Annotated in this window: 22 protein-coding genes and 3 pseudogenes; 7 read left to right on the top strand and 18 right to left on the bottom strand. The window is 64.4% G+C overall.

Annotated elements, in window-relative coordinates; genetic code table 11:
- The first annotated feature begins 95 nt into the window (after positions 1-95).
- Entirely contained in the window at positions 96-1,751 is a 1,656-nt protein-coding gene (locus ACQ86E_RS02570; protein ID WP_431204057.1) for a fumarate hydratase, read from the top strand.
- A 118-nt stretch (positions 1,752-1,869) separates the two neighbouring features.
- Here the strand turns inward: ACQ86E_RS02570 and ACQ86E_RS02565 are convergent, their stop codons facing one another.
- The 6 genes and pseudogenes from ACQ86E_RS02565 to ACQ86E_RS02540 all read right to left on the bottom strand — a co-directional run bounded on the left by ACQ86E_RS02565 (position 1,870) and on the right by ACQ86E_RS02540 (position 6,242).
- Positions 1,870-2,790 carry an SH3 domain-containing protein gene (locus ACQ86E_RS02565; RefSeq protein WP_431204056.1) on the bottom strand — a complete coding sequence of 307 codons (921 nt, stop codon included), beginning with the start codon at positions 2,788-2,790 and terminating at the stop codon, positions 1,870-1,872.
- Positions 2,791-2,809: 19 nt separating this feature from the next.
- Complete coding sequence (locus tag ACQ86E_RS02560; RefSeq protein ID WP_431204055.1) at positions 2,810-3,106, bottom strand: hypothetical protein; 297 nt, start codon at positions 3,104-3,106, stop codon at positions 2,810-2,812.
- A gap of 106 nt (positions 3,107-3,212) precedes the next feature.
- Positions 3,213-3,767: an inner membrane-spanning protein YciB gene (locus ACQ86E_RS02555; protein ID WP_431204054.1), complete on the bottom strand. Its 555-nt coding sequence runs from the start codon at positions 3,765-3,767 to the stop codon at positions 3,213-3,215.
- Positions 3,768-3,779: 12 nt separating this feature from the next.
- Positions 3,780-4,355, bottom strand: coding sequence for a hypothetical protein (locus ACQ86E_RS02550; protein ID WP_431204053.1), 576 nt, complete (start codon positions 4,353-4,355; stop codon positions 3,780-3,782).
- A gap of 76 nt (positions 4,356-4,431) precedes the next feature.
- Positions 4,432-4,695 (bottom strand): hypothetical protein, encoded by a 264-nt coding sequence (locus ACQ86E_RS02545; RefSeq protein ID WP_431204052.1) that lies wholly within the window; start codon positions 4,693-4,695, stop codon positions 4,432-4,434.
- 150 nt (positions 4,696-4,845) lie between these two features.
- Positions 4,846-6,242, bottom strand: a pseudogene (locus ACQ86E_RS02540) (carotenoid oxygenase family protein).
- 109 nt (positions 6,243-6,351) lie between these two features.
- On the opposite strand from ACQ86E_RS02540, the pseudogene ACQ86E_RS02535 reads away from it, so the two are divergent.
- Positions 6,352-7,066 (top strand): annotated as a pseudogene (locus tag ACQ86E_RS02535) (TetR/AcrR family transcriptional regulator).
- 48 nt (positions 7,067-7,114) lie between these two features.
- The gene (locus tag ACQ86E_RS02530) at positions 7,115-7,774 is read left to right on the top strand and encodes a DUF6321 domain-containing protein (protein WP_431204051.1); all 660 of its coding nucleotides are present in this window, start codon (positions 7,115-7,117) and stop codon (positions 7,772-7,774) included.
- On the opposite strand, the gene ACQ86E_RS02525 is transcribed toward ACQ86E_RS02530, so the two are convergent.
- The gene (locus tag ACQ86E_RS02525; protein WP_431204050.1) at positions 7,771-8,376 is read right to left on the bottom strand and encodes a hypothetical protein; all 606 of its coding nucleotides are present in this window, start codon (positions 8,374-8,376) and stop codon (positions 7,771-7,773) included. The two genes, ACQ86E_RS02530 and ACQ86E_RS02525, sit on opposite strands and share 4 nt — an antisense overlap.
- Positions 8,377-8,538: 162 nt before the next feature.
- On the opposite strand from ACQ86E_RS02525, the gene ACQ86E_RS02520 reads away from it, so the two are divergent.
- On the top strand, positions 8,539-9,105 hold the full coding sequence (locus ACQ86E_RS02520; RefSeq protein ID WP_431204049.1) for an SET domain-containing protein: 567 nt from the start codon (positions 8,539-8,541) through the stop codon (positions 9,103-9,105).
- A 10-nt stretch (positions 9,106-9,115) separates the two neighbouring features.
- On the opposite strand, the gene ACQ86E_RS02515 is transcribed toward ACQ86E_RS02520, so the two are convergent.
- From ACQ86E_RS02515 to ACQ86E_RS02490, 6 genes are read right to left on the bottom strand one after another with little or no spacing between them, the layout of a single operon-like run.
- Positions 9,116-10,726 (bottom strand): response regulator, encoded by a 1,611-nt coding sequence (locus tag ACQ86E_RS02515; protein ID WP_431204048.1) that lies wholly within the window; start codon positions 10,724-10,726, stop codon positions 9,116-9,118.
- Entirely contained in the window at positions 10,723-12,492 is a 1,770-nt protein-coding gene (locus tag ACQ86E_RS02510; protein WP_431204047.1) for an ATP-binding protein, read from the bottom strand. Before ACQ86E_RS02510 ends, ACQ86E_RS02515 begins: the two co-directional genes overlap by 4 nt.
- Before the next feature lie 5 nt (positions 12,493-12,497).
- Positions 12,498-13,493, bottom strand: coding sequence for an ATP-binding SpoIIE family protein phosphatase (locus tag ACQ86E_RS02505; RefSeq protein WP_431204046.1), 996 nt, complete (start codon positions 13,491-13,493; stop codon positions 12,498-12,500).
- Entirely contained in the window at positions 13,490-13,894 is a 405-nt protein-coding gene (locus tag ACQ86E_RS02500; protein ID WP_431204045.1) for an anti-sigma regulatory factor, read from the bottom strand. Before ACQ86E_RS02500 ends, ACQ86E_RS02505 begins: the two co-directional genes overlap by 4 nt.
- Positions 13,875-14,264: an STAS domain-containing protein gene (locus ACQ86E_RS02495; RefSeq protein WP_015684994.1), complete on the bottom strand. Its 390-nt coding sequence runs from the start codon at positions 14,262-14,264 to the stop codon at positions 13,875-13,877. Before ACQ86E_RS02495 ends, ACQ86E_RS02500 begins: the two co-directional genes overlap by 20 nt.
- A gap of 2 nt (positions 14,265-14,266) precedes the next feature.
- Positions 14,267-15,172, bottom strand: a complete 906-nt coding sequence (locus tag ACQ86E_RS02490; RefSeq protein WP_431204044.1) for an STAS domain-containing protein — start codon at positions 15,170-15,172, stop codon at positions 14,267-14,269.
- Between the two features lie 276 nt (positions 15,173-15,448).
- Here ACQ86E_RS02490 and ACQ86E_RS02485 point away from each other — a divergent pair, with 276 nt between their 5' ends.
- Entirely contained in the window at positions 15,449-15,628 is a 180-nt protein-coding gene (locus ACQ86E_RS02485; RefSeq protein WP_431204043.1) for a hypothetical protein, read from the top strand.
- Between the two features lie 68 nt (positions 15,629-15,696).
- Here ACQ86E_RS02485 and ACQ86E_RS02480 read toward each other — a convergent pair.
- The 4 genes and pseudogenes from ACQ86E_RS02480 to ACQ86E_RS02465 form a co-directional block, all read right to left on the bottom strand.
- Positions 15,697-16,325, bottom strand: a pseudogene (locus ACQ86E_RS02480) (ferric reductase).
- Between the two features lie 19 nt (positions 16,326-16,344).
- Positions 16,345-16,836, bottom strand: a complete 492-nt coding sequence (locus ACQ86E_RS02475; RefSeq protein WP_431206381.1) for a Twin-arginine translocation pathway signal — start codon at positions 16,834-16,836, stop codon at positions 16,345-16,347.
- Positions 16,837-17,020: 184 nt separating this feature from the next.
- The gene (locus tag ACQ86E_RS02470) at positions 17,021-17,419 is read right to left on the bottom strand and encodes a hypothetical protein (RefSeq protein WP_431204042.1); all 399 of its coding nucleotides are present in this window, start codon (positions 17,417-17,419) and stop codon (positions 17,021-17,023) included.
- A 36-nt stretch (positions 17,420-17,455) separates the two neighbouring features.
- Entirely contained in the window at positions 17,456-17,686 is a 231-nt protein-coding gene (locus ACQ86E_RS02465) for a hypothetical protein (RefSeq protein WP_431206380.1), read from the bottom strand.
- Positions 17,687-17,787: 101 nt separating this feature from the next.
- Between ACQ86E_RS02465 and ACQ86E_RS02460 the strand changes: the two genes are divergently transcribed.
- Positions 17,788-18,609, top strand: coding sequence for a helix-turn-helix domain-containing protein (locus tag ACQ86E_RS02460; protein ID WP_431204041.1), 822 nt, complete (start codon positions 17,788-17,790; stop codon positions 18,607-18,609).
- Positions 18,610-18,700: 91 nt separating this feature from the next.
- Positions 18,701-19,366 (top strand): DsbA family oxidoreductase, encoded by a 666-nt coding sequence (locus ACQ86E_RS02455; RefSeq protein ID WP_431204040.1) that lies wholly within the window; start codon positions 18,701-18,703, stop codon positions 19,364-19,366.
- 1 nt (position 19,367) lies between these two features.
- On the opposite strand, the gene ACQ86E_RS02450 is transcribed toward ACQ86E_RS02455, so the two are convergent.
- Positions 19,368-20,537 (bottom strand): GNAT family N-acetyltransferase, encoded by a 1,170-nt coding sequence (locus tag ACQ86E_RS02450; protein WP_431204039.1) that lies wholly within the window; start codon positions 20,535-20,537, stop codon positions 19,368-19,370.
- Positions 20,538-20,691: the final 154 nt, after the last annotated feature.

Below are 20,691 nucleotides of genomic sequence, written 5' to 3'. Positions count from 1 at the left end.
CCGCGCCGTAGCGCCTTCCCTTTGTGGCAAAAAAGCTTAGAACGCTTCCATGCTGAGAGGCCCGCGAGGGCTCCAAAACCCCGAGATCCGCCCCCATGAACGCTCCCACGGCCTTCCCCGACCCCGCAAAGCCCGTTCCGCCCTACAAGCACACTCCGCTGTTCCCGCTGGGCAAGGACGAGACGCCCTACAAGAAGATCTCGGCCGAGGGCGTGCGGATCGAGAAGGTCCTGGGCAGGGACATGCTGGTGGTGTCGCGCGAGGCGCTGCGGGCGCTGTCGGAGGCGGCTTTCGGCGACATCAACCATTACCTGCGCCCCGGCCATCTGAAGCAGCTCCGCGCGATCCTGGAGGACGGCGAGGCGAGCCCGAACGACAAATTCGTCGCGCTGGACTTTTTGAAGAACGCCAACATCGCGGCCGGCGGCGTTCTGCCGATGTGCCAGGACACCGGCACCGCGATCATCATGGGCAAGAAGGGCTGCAACGTCATCACCGACGGTGACGACGAGGCCGCGCTGTCGGAAGGCGCGCGCGATGCGTATCTGCGCCGCAATCTGCGCTACTCGCAGGTCGCGCCGCTCTCGATGTACGAGGAGAAGAACACCGCCAACAACATGCCGGCGCAGTGCGAGATCTACGCCGAGGGCGAAGACGCCTACAAGTTCATGTTCATGGCGAAGGGCGGCGGCTCCGCCAACAAGAGCTTTCTGTTCCAGGCCACGCCCTCGGTCCTGACCAAGGACCGGCTGCTCGCCTTCCTGAAGGAGAAGGTGTTGACGCTGGGCACGGCGGCATGCCCGCCCTATCACCTCGCCATCGTGATCGGCGGCACCTCGGCCGAGCTCTGCATGAAGACGGTGAAGCTCGCTTCCGCCCGCTATCTCGATGCGCTGCCGACCCACGGCTCGCCCGACGGCAACGCGTTCCGCGATCTCGAGATGGAGCAGGAAATCCTGAAGATGACGCAGTCGCTGGGCGTCGGCGCGCAGTTCGGCGGCAAGTATTTCTGCCACGACGTGCGGGTGATCCGCCTGCCGCGTCACGGCGCCTCGCTGCCGATCGGGCTTGGCGTGTCCTGCTCGGCTGACCGCCAGGTGCTCGGCAAGATCACGAAAGACGGCGTCTATCTGGAAGAGCTCGAGCACAACCCGGCGCAATATCTGCCTGAGGTCGAGCAGGCGCTCGGCGGCGAGGTCGTCAAGATCGACCTCAACCAGCCGATGAAGGAGATCCTGGCGACGTTCTCGAAGTTTCCGATCAAGACCCGGGTCTCGATGACCGGCACCATGATCGTCGCGCGCGACAGCGCGCATGCCAAGCTGCGCGAGCGCCTGGACAAGGGCGAGCCGCTGCCGGATTACTTCAAGAACCACCCGGTCTATTACGCGGGCCCCGCCAAGACGCCTGAAGGCTACGCCTCCGGCGCATTCGGTCCGACTACCGCTGGCCGCATGGATTCCTTCGTCGACCAGTTCCAGGCCGCGGGCGGCTCGATGGTGATGGTGGCGAAGGGCAACCGCGCGCCGGCCGTGCGCGAGGCCTGCAAGAAGTATGGCGGCTTCTATCTCGGCTCGATCGGCGGCGCCGCGGCGAATCTCGCCGAGCACTGCATCAAGAAGGTCGAGGTGCTCGAATATCCCGAGCTCGGCATGGAAGCGATCTGGCGCATCGAAGTCGTCGACTTCCCGGCCTTCATCATCATCGACGACAAGGGCAACGACTTCTTCAAGGAATTGAATTTGGGCTAGACCTGCATCTCGCCGTCATGTCCGGGCTTGTCCCGGGCATCCACGTTCTTGCTGCCCAGAAGAAGACGTGGATGGCCGGGACAAGCTCGGCCATGACGACGCGGACGCTTCAGTCCCCCTAACTGCAATTCGTCACCTGGTTCGAGCACAGACCGCGCCACCAGCCGCGGATGCCGTCCTGGCTCTCGACCAAGGCCCAGAGGCCGCTGCACGCAAAGATGCGCTTCGGGCCGCCGTCGGTGTCGATCGCGCCGCCGAGCTCGCGCTGGGCGGGCGTCCATTTGGCATCGACGAAGGGCGCCTGAAACAGTCCGCCCATACGGGTCGCGCCGTTGGCATAGGCGGCGCCAACCTTGTTGGAGGCGACCCAGCCGCGGCCGGCATAGGGTTTGGGCGCGCTGCGCGGATATCGCTTCTCGTCCTCGTAGTCCTTGCCCGGGGGCCTCGCGCCTTCGATCAGGAACCAGCCGTCCCTGAAGCCGATGATGCGGAATTCGGTGAACCAGCCGCCATCCGGCGTGTTCTCGGCGCCGCCGAGCTTAAGCCGGTAGGGCGGCGGCAGCGTGCCGAGCACGCGCGACTTCACCGACGGCTCGGCCCGGACGTTGAGTCCGTTGGGATCCTTGTCGGCGGACCAGGCGCCGAGATCGCACGGCTCGGTGCCTTCAGGCAGGCTAGCGCGCCTGGCGGCGAGATCGGCGTGCAGCTTGGCGAAATCGGTGTCGTCGTTATCAGGATCCGGCCCGGTGCGCGGCTTCAGCTCGGCCGAGATCGCGCGCGTCGCATCCGGTGTGAGCGTGACGACGAGCGACTGGCGCGCAGCGAACACGCTTGCCGGTGTCTTCGGATCGTTCGACGTGGCGGGATCGACGGCGAGGTAGCCGGTCGCGCCATCGGTCCGGTAGGCGGAGCCTGCGACATAGCCCGCGGGCACCATGGCGAGCGCGCTTGCGCGCCACGCCAGTTCGGCGTCATCCGCACGCGCCGCTTGTGTCGCGACGCAGAGGAGCGTTGCCGCGATGAGACGGAGAATGCGCATGGTTGCCTGATGCGCGGCTTTACGCCTTCGTGCCGGTGAACGGGAAGCTGCCCATCGGGCCTATGCCCATTTCGCCGCTCATGCTGTCGCCGGAGACCTTTCCGATGAACTCGAGCGTCAACGGCATCGGCTTGTCGATCGAGACTTTCCAGTTGACGGCGTCGCCGCTGACGGTGCCGTCGAAGATCTCGGCGGAGTTGCCATCGGCGCCCTGAGTGCCCGTCAGCGCGCCGCCGGAGCTCGACAGAGTCAACGTCGCCTGGCGCTCGCCCATCGGCGTGGTCATGGTCAGATTCCAGTTGCCGTCTACGGCCATTCCCGTCTCCCGAACAAATCCCGGCGGACCGCGACGATCGCGGCCAGTCCTGGGCCGAGCGTATAGCGCAACTTGTCGCGGCTGCCTAACCCGGCGTGAGCGGCAATCAGGCGCGGGCCGCAGCACGCCGGCGACTGGTGACGACGAGCCGGAGCACGATGTACTGGACGGCAAAGGCGAGGATCTTGGCACCGCCTGCGACGACCGAGATGTAGAATGCCCACAGCTTCAGATCGCCGGTCGAGGCGACCGCGATCGTGCCGGCGCCAATCGCGAACATCAGCGCGGCCCATATATAACCCGCGGCCGTTACATATTCGGGGACTGTTTCCGTCACGATCGGCGGCATGTAGCGCAGCATCCAGCCGCGCTTGAGCATGATGATTCCGATCGCAAAATGCGCGATCGCCGGCTTTGCCAGCATGAAGCGGGGATCGTTGGTGAGCAGCGTGACCGCCCCGAGCACGACGACGAGTCCGAGACTCGCATAGGTCATGAAGCTCAGCTGGTGCCCCTTAACGCGAGCATAGATCACTTGCGCGATCGCACCGGCAATCGCCACCGATGTCGCGAGGACGACGTTGTCGGTGGCGAGATAAATGACCAGAAAGATGATGGCTGACAGGAAGTCGGAGGCGAGGCGGGCGAATACGTCCTTCATCGTCGATCCTGTTCAGTGAGGGGTGGGCAGTGCGTCGGCCAGCGTACCGTACTTGATCTGGCGATATTCGGGATACCACTTCGTGAAATAGATCGCACTGTTGCGGGCGGCGAAGGCGACCGCAAGGCCCGACCAGACCGGCAGGCCGGGGAAGTAGAGCAGCGCGATGTTCGCTGCCATCATCAACAGCGCGGCCGCGGTCCAGGCACCGGTGATGATGTAGTTGGCGGTGAGGAAGCCGGGCATCGCCGCAGTTTCGGCAGGGACCGCTTCAACCGCATATTGCAGTGTGAAGGGACGGCGAACCAGCATCGAGCCGAGCGAGACCACGAAGATCCCGATATCAACCGACAGCTTGACGCCGAGCGTTCCGAGCGCGGGATCGACCAGCGCGAGGGTGAGGCCGATGGCGGCGAAGACGATCGCCGAGCCCGCGGCCAGGATCTTCACGGAGCGGCCGCGCGCAACGTCGATCGCGATGGTGGCGAGGCAGATCGCGGAGGCTGCGAACACGCTTGAAGTCGCCGACGTCACCAGCATCAGGAAAGAGTAGGCGCCGTAAGGCGCGAGGATCAGGAAAATCGCCATGGACGGCCTCGGTCTGGCTAATCTTTACAATGTCAAGATAGATAGTCGAGCCGGTCCGGTGGGTCAAGCGAAATCTTTACAGTGTCAAAATGACATAAGTAACTTCTGAAAAATGAAGGGCGGCAATGGCTTGGTCGGATGCTTCGTCGGCTAGCTCGGCCCAAGGCAGGTGCGACAGGGTCGGCAACGCCGCAGCGACCGCGAGGCCGATGGCGAGCAGGAAGCCGCCGTTCAAGATGGTCTGGCAGCTCCGTCGCGGCCGGCTCGCCAGGAAAGCGAGCGCGGCGCAGGCGAGTGCGAGGACGGCGAGGCAATCCGTGGTGATTGAGGGCATGTGCATGGGAGGCTCCTCTTATGTCATTCCGGGGCGACGCGAAGCGCCGAGCTCTGGTGCACACTTGCGCATCGGAGAATCCATCGGGCGTCAGACGTGTGGCAAAATGGATTCCGGGTTCGCGCGAACGCGCGCCCCGGAATGGCGAAGGGAGAGCTACGCCGCCCCCACCCAATTGCCGTGAAAGCCGTCCGGCACGCGATGGCCGAGCTGCACCAGCGCGACGGGGCCCGCCTCGACATCGGTGGCGTTGAACACGGCGAGGTCGCTGCGGTTTTCCCGCGCGCGCCAGACAACCGCGAGCAGCCAGCCGTCGCCTTCGGCCGCATCCTTCGCGCGCTCGACGAACACCGGCTCGGAGATGGTGTCGCCGGCCGGCAGCAGATAGTGGCCGAGCCGCTTGCCGTTGCCGTCGACATGAACGACGCCTGACAGCGCGCCGAACATCGGCAGTTTCGGATTGGCGCAGGCGTACCAGCCGTGGTGGTTCTTCAGCCCCGCGCGACGGTCGTCGATGCGGGGAATTCGCCGGTGAGATCGTCCAGATACGTCTGCTGGAAGCGGTCGGTATTGCCGGAGAGATCGAACGTCCAGCGGCAGTGGCGGGCGCGCGATTTCTCGGGATCCGTCGGCCGGCCGTCGGGATGCGGAAACAGCGGCGCTTCCTCGAACTGCATGACGTCAGCGACGATGCGATTGCCGTCCTCCCATGCATTCATGACGTGGAAGACGTAGCACGCCTCGGCACGAAACCAGACGATGTCCTTCGCTTCGCCGTTGCGCTTCATCACGCCGACATAGGCACCCTTGTCCGGCTCCCAGGCATAAGGCGGCCGCCCGCTCATGGCGCGCTCCATGCTGCCGGTGATGGGGAGGATCGGAAACAGCACGTGGTTCTCGGTGACGATGAAGTCGTGCACCATGCTGGCATAGGGCGCCTCGAAGCGTTCGAACCGCGTCGCCTTGCCGGATGCGTCGATCGATCCCCAGGAGAGGGCAGGCGTCAGCGGTCCCGCCGCGTTGTAGCCGAAGAACACCAATTCGCCGGTCGCGGGATCGGTCTTCGGATGCGCGGTAAAGCTGCCGGCGACGCGGCCCTGATAATTGTGATAGCCGCGCGTCGCCAGCGTTCCCGGCTCGATCTCGGTCGGCAGATGCGCTTCTTCCAGTGCCAGCAATTTGCCGGCATGGAAGATGATGTTGGTGTTGGCGACGCCACCGTCGGTGATGGTCGCAGGCGCATCCGGCAGCTTGCGGCCGAAGCCGCCGAACAGCGCGCGGCCGGCATCATGCTCGGCCAGCCATTTTGGCGTGCGGACCCAGCGGTTGCGATAGCTGGCGCGGCCGTTTTCGAGATGGAAGGCGTGCAGCATGCCGTCGCCGACGAACCAGTGCGCGCCGGGCGAGTCGAACTGTGGATTGGGGCCGTTGCGATAGAGCGTGCCGTTCAGGTCGCGTGGGAGTTCGCCGACGATCCCGAGGAAGGGCGCGTCGGCCTCGAATGGGATTGGCCCGAGATTGTTGCGACGCTCAGTGGCGGCGTTCGGCTGCACGGCGTATCCCTCCCTTTATCTTTACATCGTAAAGATCAAATAATGCCGATCGCGGTGCCGGTCAAGCGAAATCTTTACACTGTCAATATTGCATCCTATAGCTGGGGGCATGGCCAGGACAGAAACGGCGCGCCGTCCGCGCGCTTCGAAAAAGACACCATCGGCATCGTCGGCGCCGCCCCGCACCGCGAGCGCGAAGACCGAGACGCCTTATCATCACGGCGCCCTGCGCGAGGCGTTGCTGCAGGCGGCCGAACGGGTGCTGGAACGCGAGGGGCTGTCCGGCCTGACCTTGCGCGCGGTGGCGCGCGAGGCGGGCGTGTCGCATGCCGCACCGACCCATCATTTCGGCGATCTCACCGGCCTGCTCAGCGAGCTCGCGGCCGTCGGCTTCCGCCAGTTCAACGCGGCAATGGTGTCGGCGTGCGATACAGCCGCCACGCCGCTCGCGCGCGCGCTGGCGCGGCCGAAAGCCTATGTCGCCTATGCGCAGGCCCATCCGGGCATGTACGGCATCATGTTCCGTACCGAACGCCTCGATTATTCCCGGCCCTCGCTGCACGAGGCGGCCGAGGCCTCCTTCGCCGGGCTCGCCAACGCCATCGGCATGATGCGGCAGGAGCAGATCAGCGAGGACTCGCTGACGCTGAACCAGGGCGCTGCGATCGCGCGCGCCTGGTCGATGGTGCACGGTTTCACCATGCTGCTGCTCGACGGACGAGCTCGAGGATATCATGGGGCGCCTGCCCGAGGGCACGACGTCCGAACGACTATTCGAGGCGATGCTGACGGCGCCCATGAGCGGGAAGCTGCCGGGGCCCTGATCGATCGGCGGGCGCGCAACCCTTGCCATCGTCGGGCGTTGACGCCGCATGGCAAGAGCACCCCGCGCGCCCTGGAAACGCGCCAACCCGCGCAAGCGCGCGGGCAAGGCGTCGAAGCATCTCACGCCCTCGCAGAAATCATCGGCAAAGGCACGTGCGCGCCGCGCGGGCCGCCGCTATCCGAACCTCGTGGACAACATGCGCATGGCAGCGAAGAAAACCACCAAGGCGAAATCCTCCAAGACAAAATCCTCGAAAACAAAATCCTCGAAAACAAAATCCTCGAAGACGAAATCCGCGAAGTCGCGCAAGCGCAAGACCGCCAAGAAGGGCGTCCGGAAGATCGCAAAGACCTCTCGCAAGCGCAGCACCGCGGCGAAGGAAAGGAACCCGCACGGTGGCCTGACCGCGGCGGGTCGCAAGGCCTTCGCACGCAAGCAGGGCGCGCATTTGAAACCGGGCGTCACAAAGCATGAATCCGAGATGACGCCGCAGGAGATGCGGCGAAAGGGAAGCTGGGCGGTGCGCTTCTATGGCCGTGCCAACCTGCCGCCGCTGGTCGATGCCAAGGGGAGGCCGACCCGGCACGCGCTGTCGGCCCATGCCTGGGGCGAGCCCGTTCCCAAGACGGTGGCGGCGGCGCGGCGTATTGCAGCGAAGGGAGAGCGGCTATTGGCCCGTTATAACCGCGCCAAAGCAAAGGCCTAGCGCCGCGCTGCGAGCTCGACCGCGCGCCCGCTATTTCCAATGATCTTCACCTCGTCCCTGTCGCAGTTGAAGCCGCGGGCACCTTCGTCCGCTGCCTGGCGCGCGAGCTCATTGGCGTTCGGATTGGCTGTCGCATCGACATAGGCAACATGGCAGACCGGGCCCGGCGGCAGCCGCGTCACGACCAGCATGGCCTTGGTGTTCGGACGCCCCCACTTGTCGGGATCGGTGCTGTCGGCGATGTGCCAGCGCTGGATGATCGCGAACGGCTTTCCATCCGCCGCGCGCCACTCGACTGTGATTTCCGACGAATTGAACGGGCCGAACCAGACCCTTGCCGCCGGCTCCTCGCCGGCGGCCTTGCGGTTGCGGCCGACCGAGACGATTTCGCGCAAATCGTCCTCCGAGATCAGCACCACCAGCCCGGCCTTGCCCGGGCAGACCCGCGTGGTGCTGCCGTCAAGCTCGCTGGGCTTGCCGATCTGGCGGCAATTCTTTGGTGCAGTAGAGGTGTAGGTGCTGCCCAGCGATTGGGCGTCGGCATTGCCTGCGTTCGAGCAGGCAAGCAGCCCGGCAAGGCAAATCAACGCAATACGCCTCATGATGACGCCCTGATGCAGCGGGAACTCCGTACCATCAGACGTCTTCATTGTGGGCAAGGTTCAAACAGGGGCGGGATATACCTGACAGGGCCGAGGAATCGTTCTAGAAGAGCGGCTTCGCTTGGGGCATAGGGCCTCGTTTGCGTCCTCATTTTTTCGATCATGCCAGCCATCGCTTCCAGCAAATCCTATCGTGTCGGCCGTTCCAAAACCGGACTTGGCCTCTTCGCCACCATGCCGATCAAGAAGGGGACCCGGATCATCCGTTATTTCGGACCGATCCTGGACTCCAAAATTCCCGCGCATGACGAGATCGAGAACAAGTATCTGTTCGAGCTCAACAACCGCTGGACCATCGACGGTTCGGTGCGTAAGAACCTCGCCCGCTACATCAACCATTCCTGCCGGCCCAACGCCGAATCCGACGTCAGGCCGCGCGAGCGCAAGGTCTTCATCCGCGCCATCAGGAACATCGAGCCGGGCGACGAGATCAACTACGATTACGGCACCGATTATTTCAAAGCCTATCTGAAGCCGATCGGCTGCAAGTGCGACTCGTGCGAGAAGAAGCGCAAGAAGCTGCGCGCAGAGGCGCGCGCCGAACGCGCCAAGGTGAAGGCCCGCGCGGAGCGCAAGGCGCTGAAGGCCGGCGCGAAGGGCGCCGCTGCGAAAAAGAAGAAGCTGAACGGCAAGCATTTCGGCGGCAAGGTCGGCCGGGCGAAGGCGTAGCTTCTGCCGGTCACGGCTTGCTGGTGCTGCCTGCATCCAGCGCCGACCGGACGGCGGAGGCGAGCTCGGCAGGCCGGAACGGCTTGCGGAGAAACGGTGCGGAGCCCATCGCGGCTTCCAGGGCCGCGGAATCGGCATAACCGCTGACGAACAGCACGGGCAAATTGGGTTGCACGACCCGCGCCGCCTTGACGACCTCGGCGCCGTTGGTGCCGGGCATCGAAAAGTCGATGATCATCAGTTGCGGGTTTACGGTGCTCTGCATGGCGAGCGCCGCGTTGCCGTGGTCTGCTTCGTGCACCACGTATCCGATCTCGGACAGGAAGCTGGTCATCAGCCCGCGGACATCGTGGTCGTCGTCGACGACCAGGATTCGTTCCGCGTGTCCGCTTTCGGCCGCGCCCTGCGCTTCGGCGGTCGCCTCTGTGCCGATAGTCGACCTGCGCAGTGACAGTTGGATCGACGTGCCCTTGCCGACTTCGCTCTTGATGTCGACGTCGCCGCCCATCTGCCGTACCAACCCGTAGACCTGCGACAATCCGAGGCCCGTCCCCTTGCCGGGTGGCTTGGTGGTGAAGAAGGGATCGAACGCCCGCGCAATCACGTCCGGTGGCATCCCCGTCCCGGTGTCCGTCACGGACAGCTTGACCCTGAGATCGTCCGTGTCGTGGGGAGCCGTGGTGATCGTCAGGGTGCCACCGTCCGGCATCGCATCCCGGGCGTTGATCGCCAGATTAAGCAGGCTCACTTCGAGTTGGTTGTAGTCGGCGACGACGAAGGGCGCGCCCGCATCGAGATCGGTCTTGATCGCAATGTTGGCTCCGAGCGACTGACCGAGCAGTTCGGAGGCGTCCAGGATCAGGCGATTGAGGTCGACCGATTGGGTCGCAAGCTTCTGGGTCCGCGAAAACGCCAGCAATTGCGCAGTCAATTTCGAGCCGCGCTCGGCCGCCTTGAAGGCATTCTCCGCCAGCCTCGTGATACGCGGCTCTGTCGTACGGGAACGTATAAGATCGAGATTGCCCACCACTGCGGTCAGGAGATTGTTGAAATCGTGCGCGAGCCCGCCAGTCAACTGGCCGACGGCCTCCATTTTCTGGGCCTGCAGCAGCTCGGACTCCACCTTCTGTCGTTGCTCGATTTCCTGGCGCAGTTTTCGGTTGGCTCCTTCAAGCTCTTCGGTGCGCTGCTGAACCTGCTTGTCGAGTGTCGCATTCAGCGATCGCAAGGCGTCCTCGGACCTGCGGACACGCAGAAGCGCATTGATCGCGGCGGCAAGCTCGAGTGGTTCGGCCGGCTGCACGAGATAGGAATCGGCGCCAGCATTCAGTCCAATGACGCGGTGTTCGCTCGCCGTGAAAGTGGCCGACGTCTGCAGCACCATCACTTGCGGCCATTTCTGCTTGATGAAGGCGCAGACTTCGAAGCCGTTGATGTCTGGCAATTGAACGTCAAGGAGAACGAGAGGCGGCATGTGCTGCTCGATCAGCCGCAGCGCCTCCGCGCCGGTCTTGGCCTCGATCACGGCAAATCCGGCGGCCTGCAGATCGCGTGTCTTCACGTAACGCTGCGATTCGAGGTCGTCCACGTTGAGGATGACGGTCTTTTCGCTGCTGCTCATGAGACACCCTGGACGGCGTCGCGCAGGAACGAGGTTACGCTCTCCCGGGAGATCGCGTTCTTGGAGATCAGCCGCACATGCTCGGGCAGCCGCGCCCGGAGCGGGCCGTCGATCGTCATCGACGTCGAGACGACGACGGGGATGCCGTTGGTGCGGTCGTCGGCGGCGAGCTGCTGCAGCACGGTGAAGCCGTCGACCGCCGGCATTTGCAGGTCGAGAACGATCACGTCGGGTTTTTTCTCGCGAGCCAGCCGCAGGCCTGCTTCGCCGCCGTCGGCCTCCATGAACTCGTAGCGCGTCTCGTTACCGATGATCTGGCGCATGACGTAGCGGAAGGTCTCGTCGTCGTCGATGAGCAGCACGCTCTTGCTGTCGTCGGCTGAGCGAGCCAGCGTCTCGCGGTCGGGCTCGCCGAGCGAGGCCGGGATCTTCAGCGAGAAAGTTGAGCCCTGGCCCTGGTTGCTATCAACGGTGAGGTCGCCGCCGAGCAGGCGCGCGAGCGACCGTGACAGGGGCAGGCCAAGGCCGGTGCCTTTCACCTTTCTTTGCAGTTTCGTGTCGACCTGGGAAAATTCCTCGAAAATGCGCTCATGGTGCTCCGGAGCGATCCCGATGCCGGTGTCGCGGACGGAGAAGAGGATGCTCGCGCCGTTGTCGCCGGTGCGGGCAGTCACCCGCACTTCGCCTTCCTCGGTGAATTTCAACGCGTTGGAGATCAGATTGCGCAGGATCTGCGCCACCTTCGCCTCATCGGTGTAAAGCGGTTGCAGTTCTTTCGGGGATTCGAACAGCAGCTCGACGGCCGAGCTGGTCAAGAGCGGCTTCAGCGCGCCGCGCAGCGCCCCGAACAGGCTCGTGACCGCGAACCGCACCGGCTTGATCTCGGCCTTGCCGGCCTCGACCTTGGCGAGGTCAAGCATGTCGTTGACGAGATCGAGCAGGCTCTCCGCCGATCGCCTGATGTAGCCGACCTGTCGCTCCTGTTCGGGCGTCAAATCGCCGTCAATGCGATCGAGCAGCAGACGCGACAGCGCGAGCACCGAATTCAGCGGTGTCCTGAATTCGTGACTCATGTTGGACAGGAAGCGGGTCTTGAGTTCGCTGGCCTGCCGCAATTGTTCGGCGCGGCCGTCGAGCTCGGCGTAGAGCGCCACCACGCCGCGGTTGGTATCGCCGAGCTCTTGGTTGAGCTGCTGGCTCTCCTCTTCGCGGCGCCGCAGCTCCTCCAGGTTCTGCATCAGCTCGCGATTCTGCTCGCGCAGGGCTGCGAGCGGATCGGACGAGGTCTCCTTCTTCAGGCTGCTGACCACGTCGGTGAGCTTGGCGCGCGGCCACGGCGCAATGTGGGGCGGCAGCTTGTGCCCGACCTCGACGATCGTCCCCCGGCCCGGCGTCGACTCGATATTGAACGTGTCCATCAGCCGGCGCGCGCCGATCAGACCAAGGCCCATCCCGCTCGACGAACGGTATTGCCCGTCGAGGATGAGCTGGAGATTGTCGATGCCCGGCCCGTTGTCGCAGATGCGGACGGCGAAACGCTGCGGAACCGTCCCGGCATCCAACGCAAATTCGGCGCGCCCGCCACCGGCATAGCCATAGGCGTTGCGTGCGAGCTCGGAGACCGCGGTGGCGATGCGGGTCTGGTCCTGCCGCTCAAATCCCAGCATGTCGGCGACGCGATGAGCGCGTTGGCGGACTGCGACGACATCGCTCTCGTTCTCGATCGGCACGGTGACGATGGGCCACAATTTGGCGGATGCGGGCATGTGCTTCACCATTTGCCCACGAGCACGGTCGCGTCGTCGCGAACCCGGGTGAAATCGCGATAGAGGATCGCGGCGATCAGAGACGGGTGCAGGGCCGCGAGATTGGGATAGCGGTCCACCGTCCAGCTCGAAGCCAGACCGTCGGAATGCAGGACGATCAGACCGTGCGAGAAGGGGTAGTCGAAAGTCCGGATCTTGCGCGTATTGAAACCCGCCGTTCCGGCCATCGACACCATCCGCTTGGTTTCGCCGGCGGTGATGATGACACCGGCGACATTGCCGATTCCGGAGAAGCTGACGTTTTTTGTGGCGGGATCGAAGCGCGCAACCGAGACCGCTGCCCCGCGCGTCGAGCGCAAGCCGCCATGGATGTAGTCGAGCAAATTGGCGATCGTGTTTCCGTTGTAGCGATGGAATAGCCGGACAGCCTCGACCGCGGCTTCGGCCGCTTCCGGCCCATGCCCCAAGCCGTCAACCACGAGCAGGGTGCGTACGTTTCCGGCATCGGAGACGCTCAAGGCGTCGCCGCAGACTTCTTCGCCGGCCTTGGCAACGGACACACCGCCCCAGGTCGGGACGGTCGGCGGTTTGACCAATGGAGCAGCGCCGGGTGCGACGCGTGCCAGCACGGCCGTCCCCACGCCGGGCCACGAGCCGATGTCGATGAAGTGGGATTGCCGTATCACCGCGCCGAGGCCACGGCCTGCGGTGCCTGCACTTGAATACCCGTCCTCCAGGCAAGCGGCGACATTGCTCATGCCGGGGCCCTTGTCGAGCGCGAGGATCTCAATGCCCTGGCTTTCGCTGTCCTCATAGGCTCCGACCAGAATTTCCCCGCCCGACCCGTGCTTGACGAGGTTGGTTGAAAGTTCGGTCGCGACCAGGGCGAGCTTGCCCTTATCGGTCTCGTTGAAGCCCAGGCGCTGTGCGAGATCGGTAGCTGCCCGCCTTGCCTCCGCGACGCCGCTTGGATCGTTGACGCCGACGGATTTCATCATCATTTCCAACGTGCGATTGTGACTTTGGTGCCTGTGCCCGGCGCCGAGACGATGGAAAATTCATTGCAGAGCCGTTTCGAGCCGCCGAGACCGAGGCCCATGCCCTTGCCGGACGTGAAGCCGTCCTTGAGGGCCTGCTCGATATCGGCGATACCCGGGCCCTTGTCGTCGAATGTCAGGCGAACGCCGCGGCGGCCGCCTTGCTCGACGATTTCCGCTGTCACTTCGCCACCCCCGCCATAGTCGAGCGTATTGCGCGCGAGCTCGCTGGACGCCGTGACGATCTTGGTCTGGTCAACCAGGCTGAGGCCGACTTCGACCGCGAACGCCCGGGTCAGCTGCCTCACCCGTACCACGTCGTCCGAGACCTTGATCCCGACGCGTTCAGTCTTCGTCGTCGGCATCGTCAGCCTCCGCCCCCGCGAGGCGGTCGTGGATCATGGCCATGCCGCGCTCGACGTTCAGCGCGGTCTTCACGCCAGTCAATGAAAGGCCGAGCTCGACCAGGGTGATCGCCACCGCGGGCCGCATTCCAACGACGACCGTGTCGGCGTCGAGGATGCGCGAAACCGCGGCGATATTGTCCAGCATGCGGCCGATGAAGCTGTCGACGACTTCGAGCGCCGAAATGTCGATCAGCACACCACGGGCATTGTGAGTGACAATCCGGGCGGTCAGATCTTCCTCCAGCGCCGTCGCAAGCCGGTCGTGCATGTCGACCTGAATGGTGACGAGAAGCGCGTGGCCGAATTTGAGGATTGGGATGCGGTCCATCGTCAGGCGTCCTGCCCGCCGCTCTTCTTATCCGCAAACGAGTATCCTTCGACGCGCTTCGCCTTGACGATGGTCCGCCCGGTCTGGCGCAGTGCGACCGCGAACGCGTCGGCCAGCGAGGCCTTTGAAATGACGTTCAGCTCGACGCCGAGATGCACCATGGTCTGGGCGATCTGGGGCCTGATGCCGCTGATCAGGCAATCGGCCCCCATCAGGCGAGCTGCCGCGACGGTCTTCAGGAGATGCTGAGCCGTGAGCGTGTCGACCGTCGGCACGCCGGTGATGTCGATGATGGCGATCTCGGCCTCGTCGTCGACGATCGTTTGCAGCAGGTTCTCCATCACCACCTGTGTGCGCTGGCTGTCCAGCGTACCGATCAGGGGCAGGGCGAGAATGCCCTCCCACAGCTTGACCACAGGGGTCGACAGTTCGGCAATTTCGCGCTGCTGGCGAACGATGACCTCTTCGCGGCTTCGCTGGAAAATCTCCAGCGTGAACAACCCGAGTTCGTCGAGCAGCATGGTCAACGTCCAGACCGTTGACGCGACCCGCTCCGCGGACAGCGCTCCCTCGCGATTGAGCGCGTTGAACAAAGGCTGCTTGAGCGAAAAGACGAATGTCGCGGTTTCGCTGGGGGAGAAACCCTGCATTGCCCGCGTTCGGGAGAGGTCGGCCAGCATGGACTTGGCCGGCTCGTAAGCGTCGGCGGACGTGTCGGTCCCTCCCTGCGTCAATGCCTCATGTAGCAAATGGAGGAAATTCCTGGACTGCGACAGCAGTTCGGCTTCCGAAATGCGCCCGGTATGAAGGATGCCTGCCTTCTTCTGCAGTTCGACCCATTCCGGAAGGATGGCCTTCTCGTTTCGTGACACGAGTGACGCGACGTCACTGCCTGCCTGCGCTGCCATTATTGTTCTCCTTGATTACGCATCGTCGCAGCCGCTCGTTCAGAGTGGCGACACTCCGGTGGCAAATGCGCCTGCCTGCATCCTGCTGAATTGTCGGTAGTTTTCGTTGCCCTAAGCAACATGATAGCTCAGCTTGACGTGCTGAGACCCCCAATATGCCGCAACGACAACGCGCCTTGGAACGATTGGTTCCGGGCTTTTCTAAAATTTTCTGCGGCCGATGCCTATGTGCACTTTTAAACATTCAAAGCTCAAAAGAGCGGGCATATTTTACCTATGCCGTATCAGGTCAAATTAGGCTCGTTTATGATCGTCGCACCGTCGCTGCCCGCAGCGCTCAAGCTGTACGACGACATGCGAACCGGATCCGAGGAGGTGTCGATTCGGGACATGGAGGGCAGGGAGATCGATATCGACGAAATCCGTCCGGTCCTCAATGACGGCGAGCCTTCGTAAACTCTGCTGATCTGGTGGCCCGGTCTGCCGTGTTGCCTGTTGGCCGAAAATGGGCGTCGCAGCGACAATCACTGTCGCGAGCTGCTCGCTCCAGCCAATGGTCGTGCCTTTCTCCGCATCCATAGGTCGGCCAAGACCTTGACCGCCGCCGCGAGGACGAGCGCGCAAAGCACGGCCTTCGACACCGTCTCCATCGTTCCCTCGATCAGCAGGCAATGGACGACACTGCCGATGACGATGACGATCGCGAGGGGGATGTGAGCGATGCGCCACGCTCGTAGCCGCAGCCCCAATCGCCGGCGCAGGGCGGCCAGCAGCCCAACAGCGAAGATGGCCCACATCGCGATCACGCCAAAGGGGAGAACGGCGTCGGCGATGAGAAGGTCAGGGCGTCGATCATATCGGGCGGACTGGTGAACCAGAGGCCGGCGACATGGATCATCACCGCCACGAGCAGCACGCCACCGATCCAGTGATGGGCGCGGCGTCCGCGATAAGCCGACAGCAGCGGCAAATAGCCGCCGATCAGCAGAGGCTGAACCAGCACCAGTCCCAGCGCGATAATGCCTGCGAACCCTGCCAGGATGTAGACCGGACCGCGCCATGCGAGCAGCTCGCTCGTCGCGGCCGCGGCGATCGGCACGCCGACGGCTGCTGCAAGGGCGGCCCAGATCAGGGTCACCTTCGCCAATCTCATTCCTGTGTTCCCAATTCGGTCAGGCCTGCTGAAGGACGAAGTGGGCCTCCAGGCTCGTTTCCTTTGCACTGCGCATCACCGGCCGCAGGAAGACGGTTTTGAATTCACCGCTGTCATAGGCGAGGTGACCGTGCGGCTGGCCGAAGACGGGAATGATCTGCGGCATCTCGAGCCGGAACGCCCCGTTCTTGTCGGTGAGCGTGGCGCCATGGCTTTGCGGCTCGTGCTCCTGCCCTTCGGTCGTGTGCGCCCAGATCTGGATGCGCTGCCCGGCAAGCGGGGTTCCGTCGCCGGCGCGGCGCACCGTGCCGCTCATCCAGAAGCCGCCCTTTCCGATACGGTCCACGATCGGCGCGCCCTTGCGGTAGTTGTTCGACCCGCCCGACATCGAAGCTGTCGGTGGGAGGCCTTCTGCGCGCGCGGGCAACAGCAGCCCGGAGACCCCGGTTGCGAGAACGGAACCGCCGGCGGCAAGGAGGAGGTTGCGGCGGTTGAGTACCACGTTTGTCATGTCCATTCCTCCTGGCGGCCGGGCAATTGCGCCACCGATCGTACAACAACATGCGCGAGAGGCCCAGTTGAGGAAGGCGAACAGGTCGACAGGCCGCAATGACAGTGTTGTGAACGGGGCGTGCCGCTTCCCGGCTCTGCGTCGCAACGCGAGAAGCGTTGCGGCGCGTCCGGGCGCGGGAAGATCACGCCGTCACGACACCGCTGCTCTTGCGCAAGCCCACATATTGCAGCTCCGCGAACACGCCGGTCGCGATCGCTTGCGCGACTACAATCAGCTCGCCGCCGATGTTCGGCGACACCGCGCCCGAAAGCAGCAGCGCAATGCTGCCGGCCGTCCAGGCCGCATTGCCGACCACGACCAGCAGCACGAGCGGCCTCGGCACGGCTGAGCGCGTGGCGAGCCAGCCGACCAGCGCGGTGTAGGCGATCAGGAACAGCCCGGTCTCGCGCAGCAGCGATTCAGGCAGATTGAACAGCGTCGCGAACGCGCCTGCACCGAAAGTGAAGCCGAGGGCGGCGACGCCGCTGAAGATCGCGTCGGCAAGGAGCGCGCGGCGCAAGAAGGTGGATGCGTCAATCATCGTGGGTCTCCATGGCTGGTTTGGCTTGGGGTAAACTTAATGCAGTCCGCGCCACCAGGCGCGAAGCAGGCGGGCGAGACGGAACGGGCAGAGACTTCTGCCGACGCTGTGCTCGAAGGCCGTGACCCGCGCGACGACGTAGTCGCCGGTCGAATGCACCAGCGGCTCCGGCATGTTGAGGCTGCGCGCCAGCATCCGTGTGGCGAACGCGATGGCCAAGGGGACGAGGTGGTCTGCGACGGTCCGGTAGAGCAGCAGCGCGAGCATGGTCATCTCCTGTTGCGATCGAAGATGCGCGGGGCCGAGGTGGAATTCGATTACCCCGGGGGTAATGGAAGGGCCGAAATCCGCATGCTAGGTTTTCGACCATGACTGCACATGCATCCACGGCACGCGCCGAACACAGCCAGCCGGCCCGTATCGGCGATCATTTGCGCGAATGGCGGCAGCGCCGCCGCATGAGCCAGCTCGATCTCGCCGGCGAGGCCGAGATCTCCGCGCGGCATCTGAGTTTCGTCGAGACCGGCCGCGCCGCGCCATCGCGCGACATGGTGCTCAGGCTTGCCGAGCGCCTCGACGTACCCTTGCGCGAACGCAACGTGCTGCTGGTCGCGGCTGGCTACGCGCCGGCCTTTCCGCAACGCCCGCTGGAGGATCCCGCCTTGAAATCAGCCCGTCAGGCGATCGACCTCGTCCTCAGGGCGCATGAGCCCAATCCGGCGCTGGCTTATGACCGGCACTGGAATCTGGTCGCCGCCAACCGCATGCTGGCACCTCTGCTCGACGGCATTCCGCAGCGCTTGCTCGGCCAGCCCGTCAACGTGCTGCGGCTGGCGTTTCATCCCGAGGCTTTGGCGCCGCGCACGGTCAATCTGGCGGAATGGTGCGGACACCTGCTGGAGCGGCTGCACCGGCAATGCGAGGCGACTGCGGATTCCGAGCTGATCAAGCTCTACAATGATCTGAAGAACTATCCCATCCCGGCGCGCTCGGCGCCGCTGTCGAGCGACAATGTCGCGATCCCTTTCAAGCTCCGTCTTGGCGGTGAGATACTTAGTTTCTTCTCCACCACCATGGTGTTCGGAACCCCGGTCGATATCACCCTGTCCGAGCTGGCGCTGGAGACGTTCTTTCCGGCGGACGAGCGCACCGCCGAGCGGCTGAAGCAGATGGCCGCAGATCTGGGCTAACACCCTTGCCTCAGACGCTTCTTCAGGCCCTTGCCTCAGGCGGAGTTCGGCTTATCTTCGGACAAAACCACACCATCCTAACGAGGCGCCAATGAGCACCCTTAAACCGCTCCAGATCGATGTCGTCTCCGACGTGGTGTGCCCCTGGTGCTATATCGGCAAGCATCGCATCGAGAGCGCGCTGGCGCTCGTGCCCGACGTTCCCGTCAAGCTCAATTTCCGTCCCTTCTTCCTCAATCCCTGGGTGCCTCGCGAAGGAATCAGCCGCGAGGCGTATCTCACCCAGAAGTTCGGCTCGGTCGAGGCCTATAAGGGCATTGCAGGCCGCGTGGTCGGGGCGGCGGGCGAAGAGGGCCTCATCTATCGGCCCGAACTGGTCGCGCGCCAGCCCAACACGACCGACTGCCATCGCCTGATCCTCTGGGCCGAAGCGATCGGCAAGGCACCCGAGATGAAGCAGCGCCTGATGGAGCTCTACTTCCGCGACGGCGGCGACCTGACCGACGTCAACGTGCTGGTGCAGGCCGCTGCGGATATCGGTCTCGATGCCGATGACGTGCGCAAGCGCCTTGCCACCGACGAGGACGTCGCACGCGTCTCGGCTGATGCGCAGGAAGCCGCCGAGAAAGGCATCTCCGGCGTGCCGACCTACGTGTTCGCGCAGAAATACGCCGTATCAGGCGCGCAGGATCCGAACCTGCTCGCCCGTGCCATCCGCGAGGTCTCGGCGGAAATCAACGCCCAGGCGGCGGAGTAGCTTATTTGCGCAGCCGGCGGACCACGCGCCGCGCGGCCTCGTGCGCGAGGTTGAGGCCGGTCAACGCTGCGTGAATCAGGGCGACGACCGGATCGTTCCTCCGCAGCGGAATCAGCACGTCACCGATCGCGAAGCGCCCGCGCCAGATCGGATTGATCATGGGGTGATCCGCGCTTGCGGTGGAATCCGCGCTGGCAATGGCGGGATCGGCGCAGAGGTGGCGGGTGAGCTCGAGCGTGAGCTGCACACCCGGCGAATATTTTGCAAAGCGCTCGTCAATGCCGAGCTTGAAGAAGAAGGCACGGTCCTGGTGGCGCAGCACGATTCCGGCGGCCACCGGTGTGGTGCCCGTGCGCAAGGTTATGATCTCGCATTGCGCGGTCTCGGCGAGTGCCGGGACGGCGCGGCGGATGAAGGTCGCATCGCCCGCATGCTGGACCAGCGCGGTGCCGCGCTTGCCTTTCCAGCCGCTGGCTTCGAGCTGCAGGAATGTTTCGAGTGCTGGTCGGATCTCGTCGGGCTTGCGCGCAACCTCGAACAGGACGGGGCCGTGCTCTTCGAGGCGATGGCGCTGACGGCGGAGCTCCTTGACTCGTCTGGCGCCGAGCGCCTCGCGGAGCAGCGTCTCGCCATCCCGCGTCGCATCGAGGCTCGCGCGGATGTAGGAGGATAGAACGCGCGGCTTCAGGCCGTCGCGATCGAGAGCCTCGCCGAGCGCATTCATCGCCGCACCGTCAAGCGCGACATCTTTCAGAACGAGCACATGGGCTCCGGCGGCGCGCGCCTGCTGCAACAGACGCGTGGCCGCCTCGATCGGAGCGTCGCGGTCGATGAGAGGGCTGCAGAGCGTGCCGTAGGGATGCGCGCTCACCAGCGCGGGCAGGGGAATCTTGTGGGCGCGCCAGAGCGAGATCACAGGCATCAGTCCGATCAGCCGCGAGGAATATCCGTCGAATGCGGCCAGCGTCGAAGCATCCGTGCGGCCGCGCGCGGCGGCGCTGACGGCAAGCTCCCAGCCCGGCAGGTAATATCCGTTCGGCTCGATCGCGCGCTGCGCCAGCGCGCGCCATTGGCCCGGGTCGATGGAGATGAGCGGGACGAGCGCGTGCGCCGCCGCGGCATCTCTTGCCGATGCCGGATTGATCGCAGCCTCATGCGCGATATCGACCACGTCCCGTCGTCCCCGTTCACGCGGGCCACGCCCGTGTTGCACGGCCATGTTTAGCGCAAAGACTGGAAAGATACCGTTGGCAGGTCGCGTCAATTCGAGTGGTAGCGTTAATGTCTCATTGACCATCCGGCGGCCGGTGCCGGCGATGAGGGGA

This window comes from Bradyrhizobium betae (assembly GCF_050632175.1).
Classification (GTDB): domain Bacteria; phylum Pseudomonadota; class Alphaproteobacteria; order Rhizobiales; family Xanthobacteraceae; genus Bradyrhizobium; species Bradyrhizobium betae_B.
This window is presented reverse-complemented; position numbering and strand designations above follow the sequence as displayed.

Excerpts from the sequence above, each read along its gene's own strand:
- ACQ86E_RS02475 (WP_431206381.1), bottom strand. The coding sequence starts at position 16,836 with ATGACAAACGTGGTACTCAACCGCCGCAACCTCCTCCTTGCCGCCGGC.
- ACQ86E_RS02460 (WP_431204041.1), top strand. The coding sequence starts at position 17,788 with ATGACTGCACATGCATCCACGGCACGCGCCGAACACAGCCAGCCGGCC.
- ACQ86E_RS02565 (WP_431204056.1), bottom strand. The coding sequence starts at position 2,790 with ATGCGCATTCTCCGTCTCATCGCGGCAACGCTCCTCTGCGTCGCGACA.
- ACQ86E_RS02545 (WP_431204052.1), bottom strand. The coding sequence starts at position 4,695 with ATGCACATGCCCTCAATCACCACGGATTGCCTCGCCGTCCTCGCACTC.
- ACQ86E_RS02555 (WP_431204054.1), bottom strand. The coding sequence starts at position 3,767 with ATGAAGGACGTATTCGCCCGCCTCGCCTCCGACTTCCTGTCAGCCATC.
- ACQ86E_RS02525 (WP_431204050.1), bottom strand. The coding sequence starts at position 8,376 with ATGAGGCGTATTGCGTTGATTTGCCTTGCCGGGCTGCTTGCCTGCTCG.
- ACQ86E_RS02465 (WP_431206380.1), bottom strand. The coding sequence starts at position 17,686 with ATGCTCGCGCTGCTGCTCTACCGGACCGTCGCAGACCACCTCGTCCCC.
- ACQ86E_RS02490 (WP_431204044.1), bottom strand. The coding sequence starts at position 15,172 with ATGGCAGCGCAGGCAGGCAGTGACGTCGCGTCACTCGTGTCACGAAAC.
- ACQ86E_RS02455 (WP_431204040.1), top strand. The coding sequence starts at position 18,701 with ATGAGCACCCTTAAACCGCTCCAGATCGATGTCGTCTCCGACGTGGTG.
- ACQ86E_RS02470 (WP_431204042.1), bottom strand. The coding sequence starts at position 17,419 with ATGATTGACGCATCCACCTTCTTGCGCCGCGCGCTCCTTGCCGACGCG.
- ACQ86E_RS02485 (WP_431204043.1), top strand. The coding sequence starts at position 15,449 with ATGCCGTATCAGGTCAAATTAGGCTCGTTTATGATCGTCGCACCGTCG.
- ACQ86E_RS02505 (WP_431204046.1), bottom strand. The coding sequence starts at position 13,493 with ATGATGATGAAATCCGTCGGCGTCAACGATCCAAGCGGCGTCGCGGAG.
- ACQ86E_RS02510 (WP_431204047.1), bottom strand. The coding sequence starts at position 12,492 with ATGCCCGCATCCGCCAAATTGTGGCCCATCGTCACCGTGCCGATCGAG.
- ACQ86E_RS02570 (WP_431204057.1), top strand. The coding sequence starts at position 96 with ATGAACGCTCCCACGGCCTTCCCCGACCCCGCAAAGCCCGTTCCGCCC.
- ACQ86E_RS02520 (WP_431204049.1), top strand. The coding sequence starts at position 8,539 with ATGCCAGCCATCGCTTCCAGCAAATCCTATCGTGTCGGCCGTTCCAAA.
- ACQ86E_RS02550 (WP_431204053.1), bottom strand. The coding sequence starts at position 4,355 with ATGGCGATTTTCCTGATCCTCGCGCCTTACGGCGCCTACTCTTTCCTG.
- ACQ86E_RS02515 (WP_431204048.1), bottom strand. The coding sequence starts at position 10,726 with ATGAGCAGCAGCGAAAAGACCGTCATCCTCAACGTGGACGACCTCGAA.
- ACQ86E_RS02500 (WP_431204045.1), bottom strand. The coding sequence starts at position 13,894 with ATGCCGACGACGAAGACTGAACGCGTCGGGATCAAGGTCTCGGACGAC.
- ACQ86E_RS02560 (WP_431204055.1), bottom strand. The coding sequence starts at position 3,106 with ATGGCCGTAGACGGCAACTGGAATCTGACCATGACCACGCCGATGGGC.
- ACQ86E_RS02530 (WP_431204051.1), top strand. The coding sequence starts at position 7,115 with ATGGCAAGAGCACCCCGCGCGCCCTGGAAACGCGCCAACCCGCGCAAG.
- ACQ86E_RS02495 (WP_015684994.1), bottom strand. The coding sequence starts at position 14,264 with ATGGACCGCATCCCAATCCTCAAATTCGGCCACGCGCTTCTCGTCACC.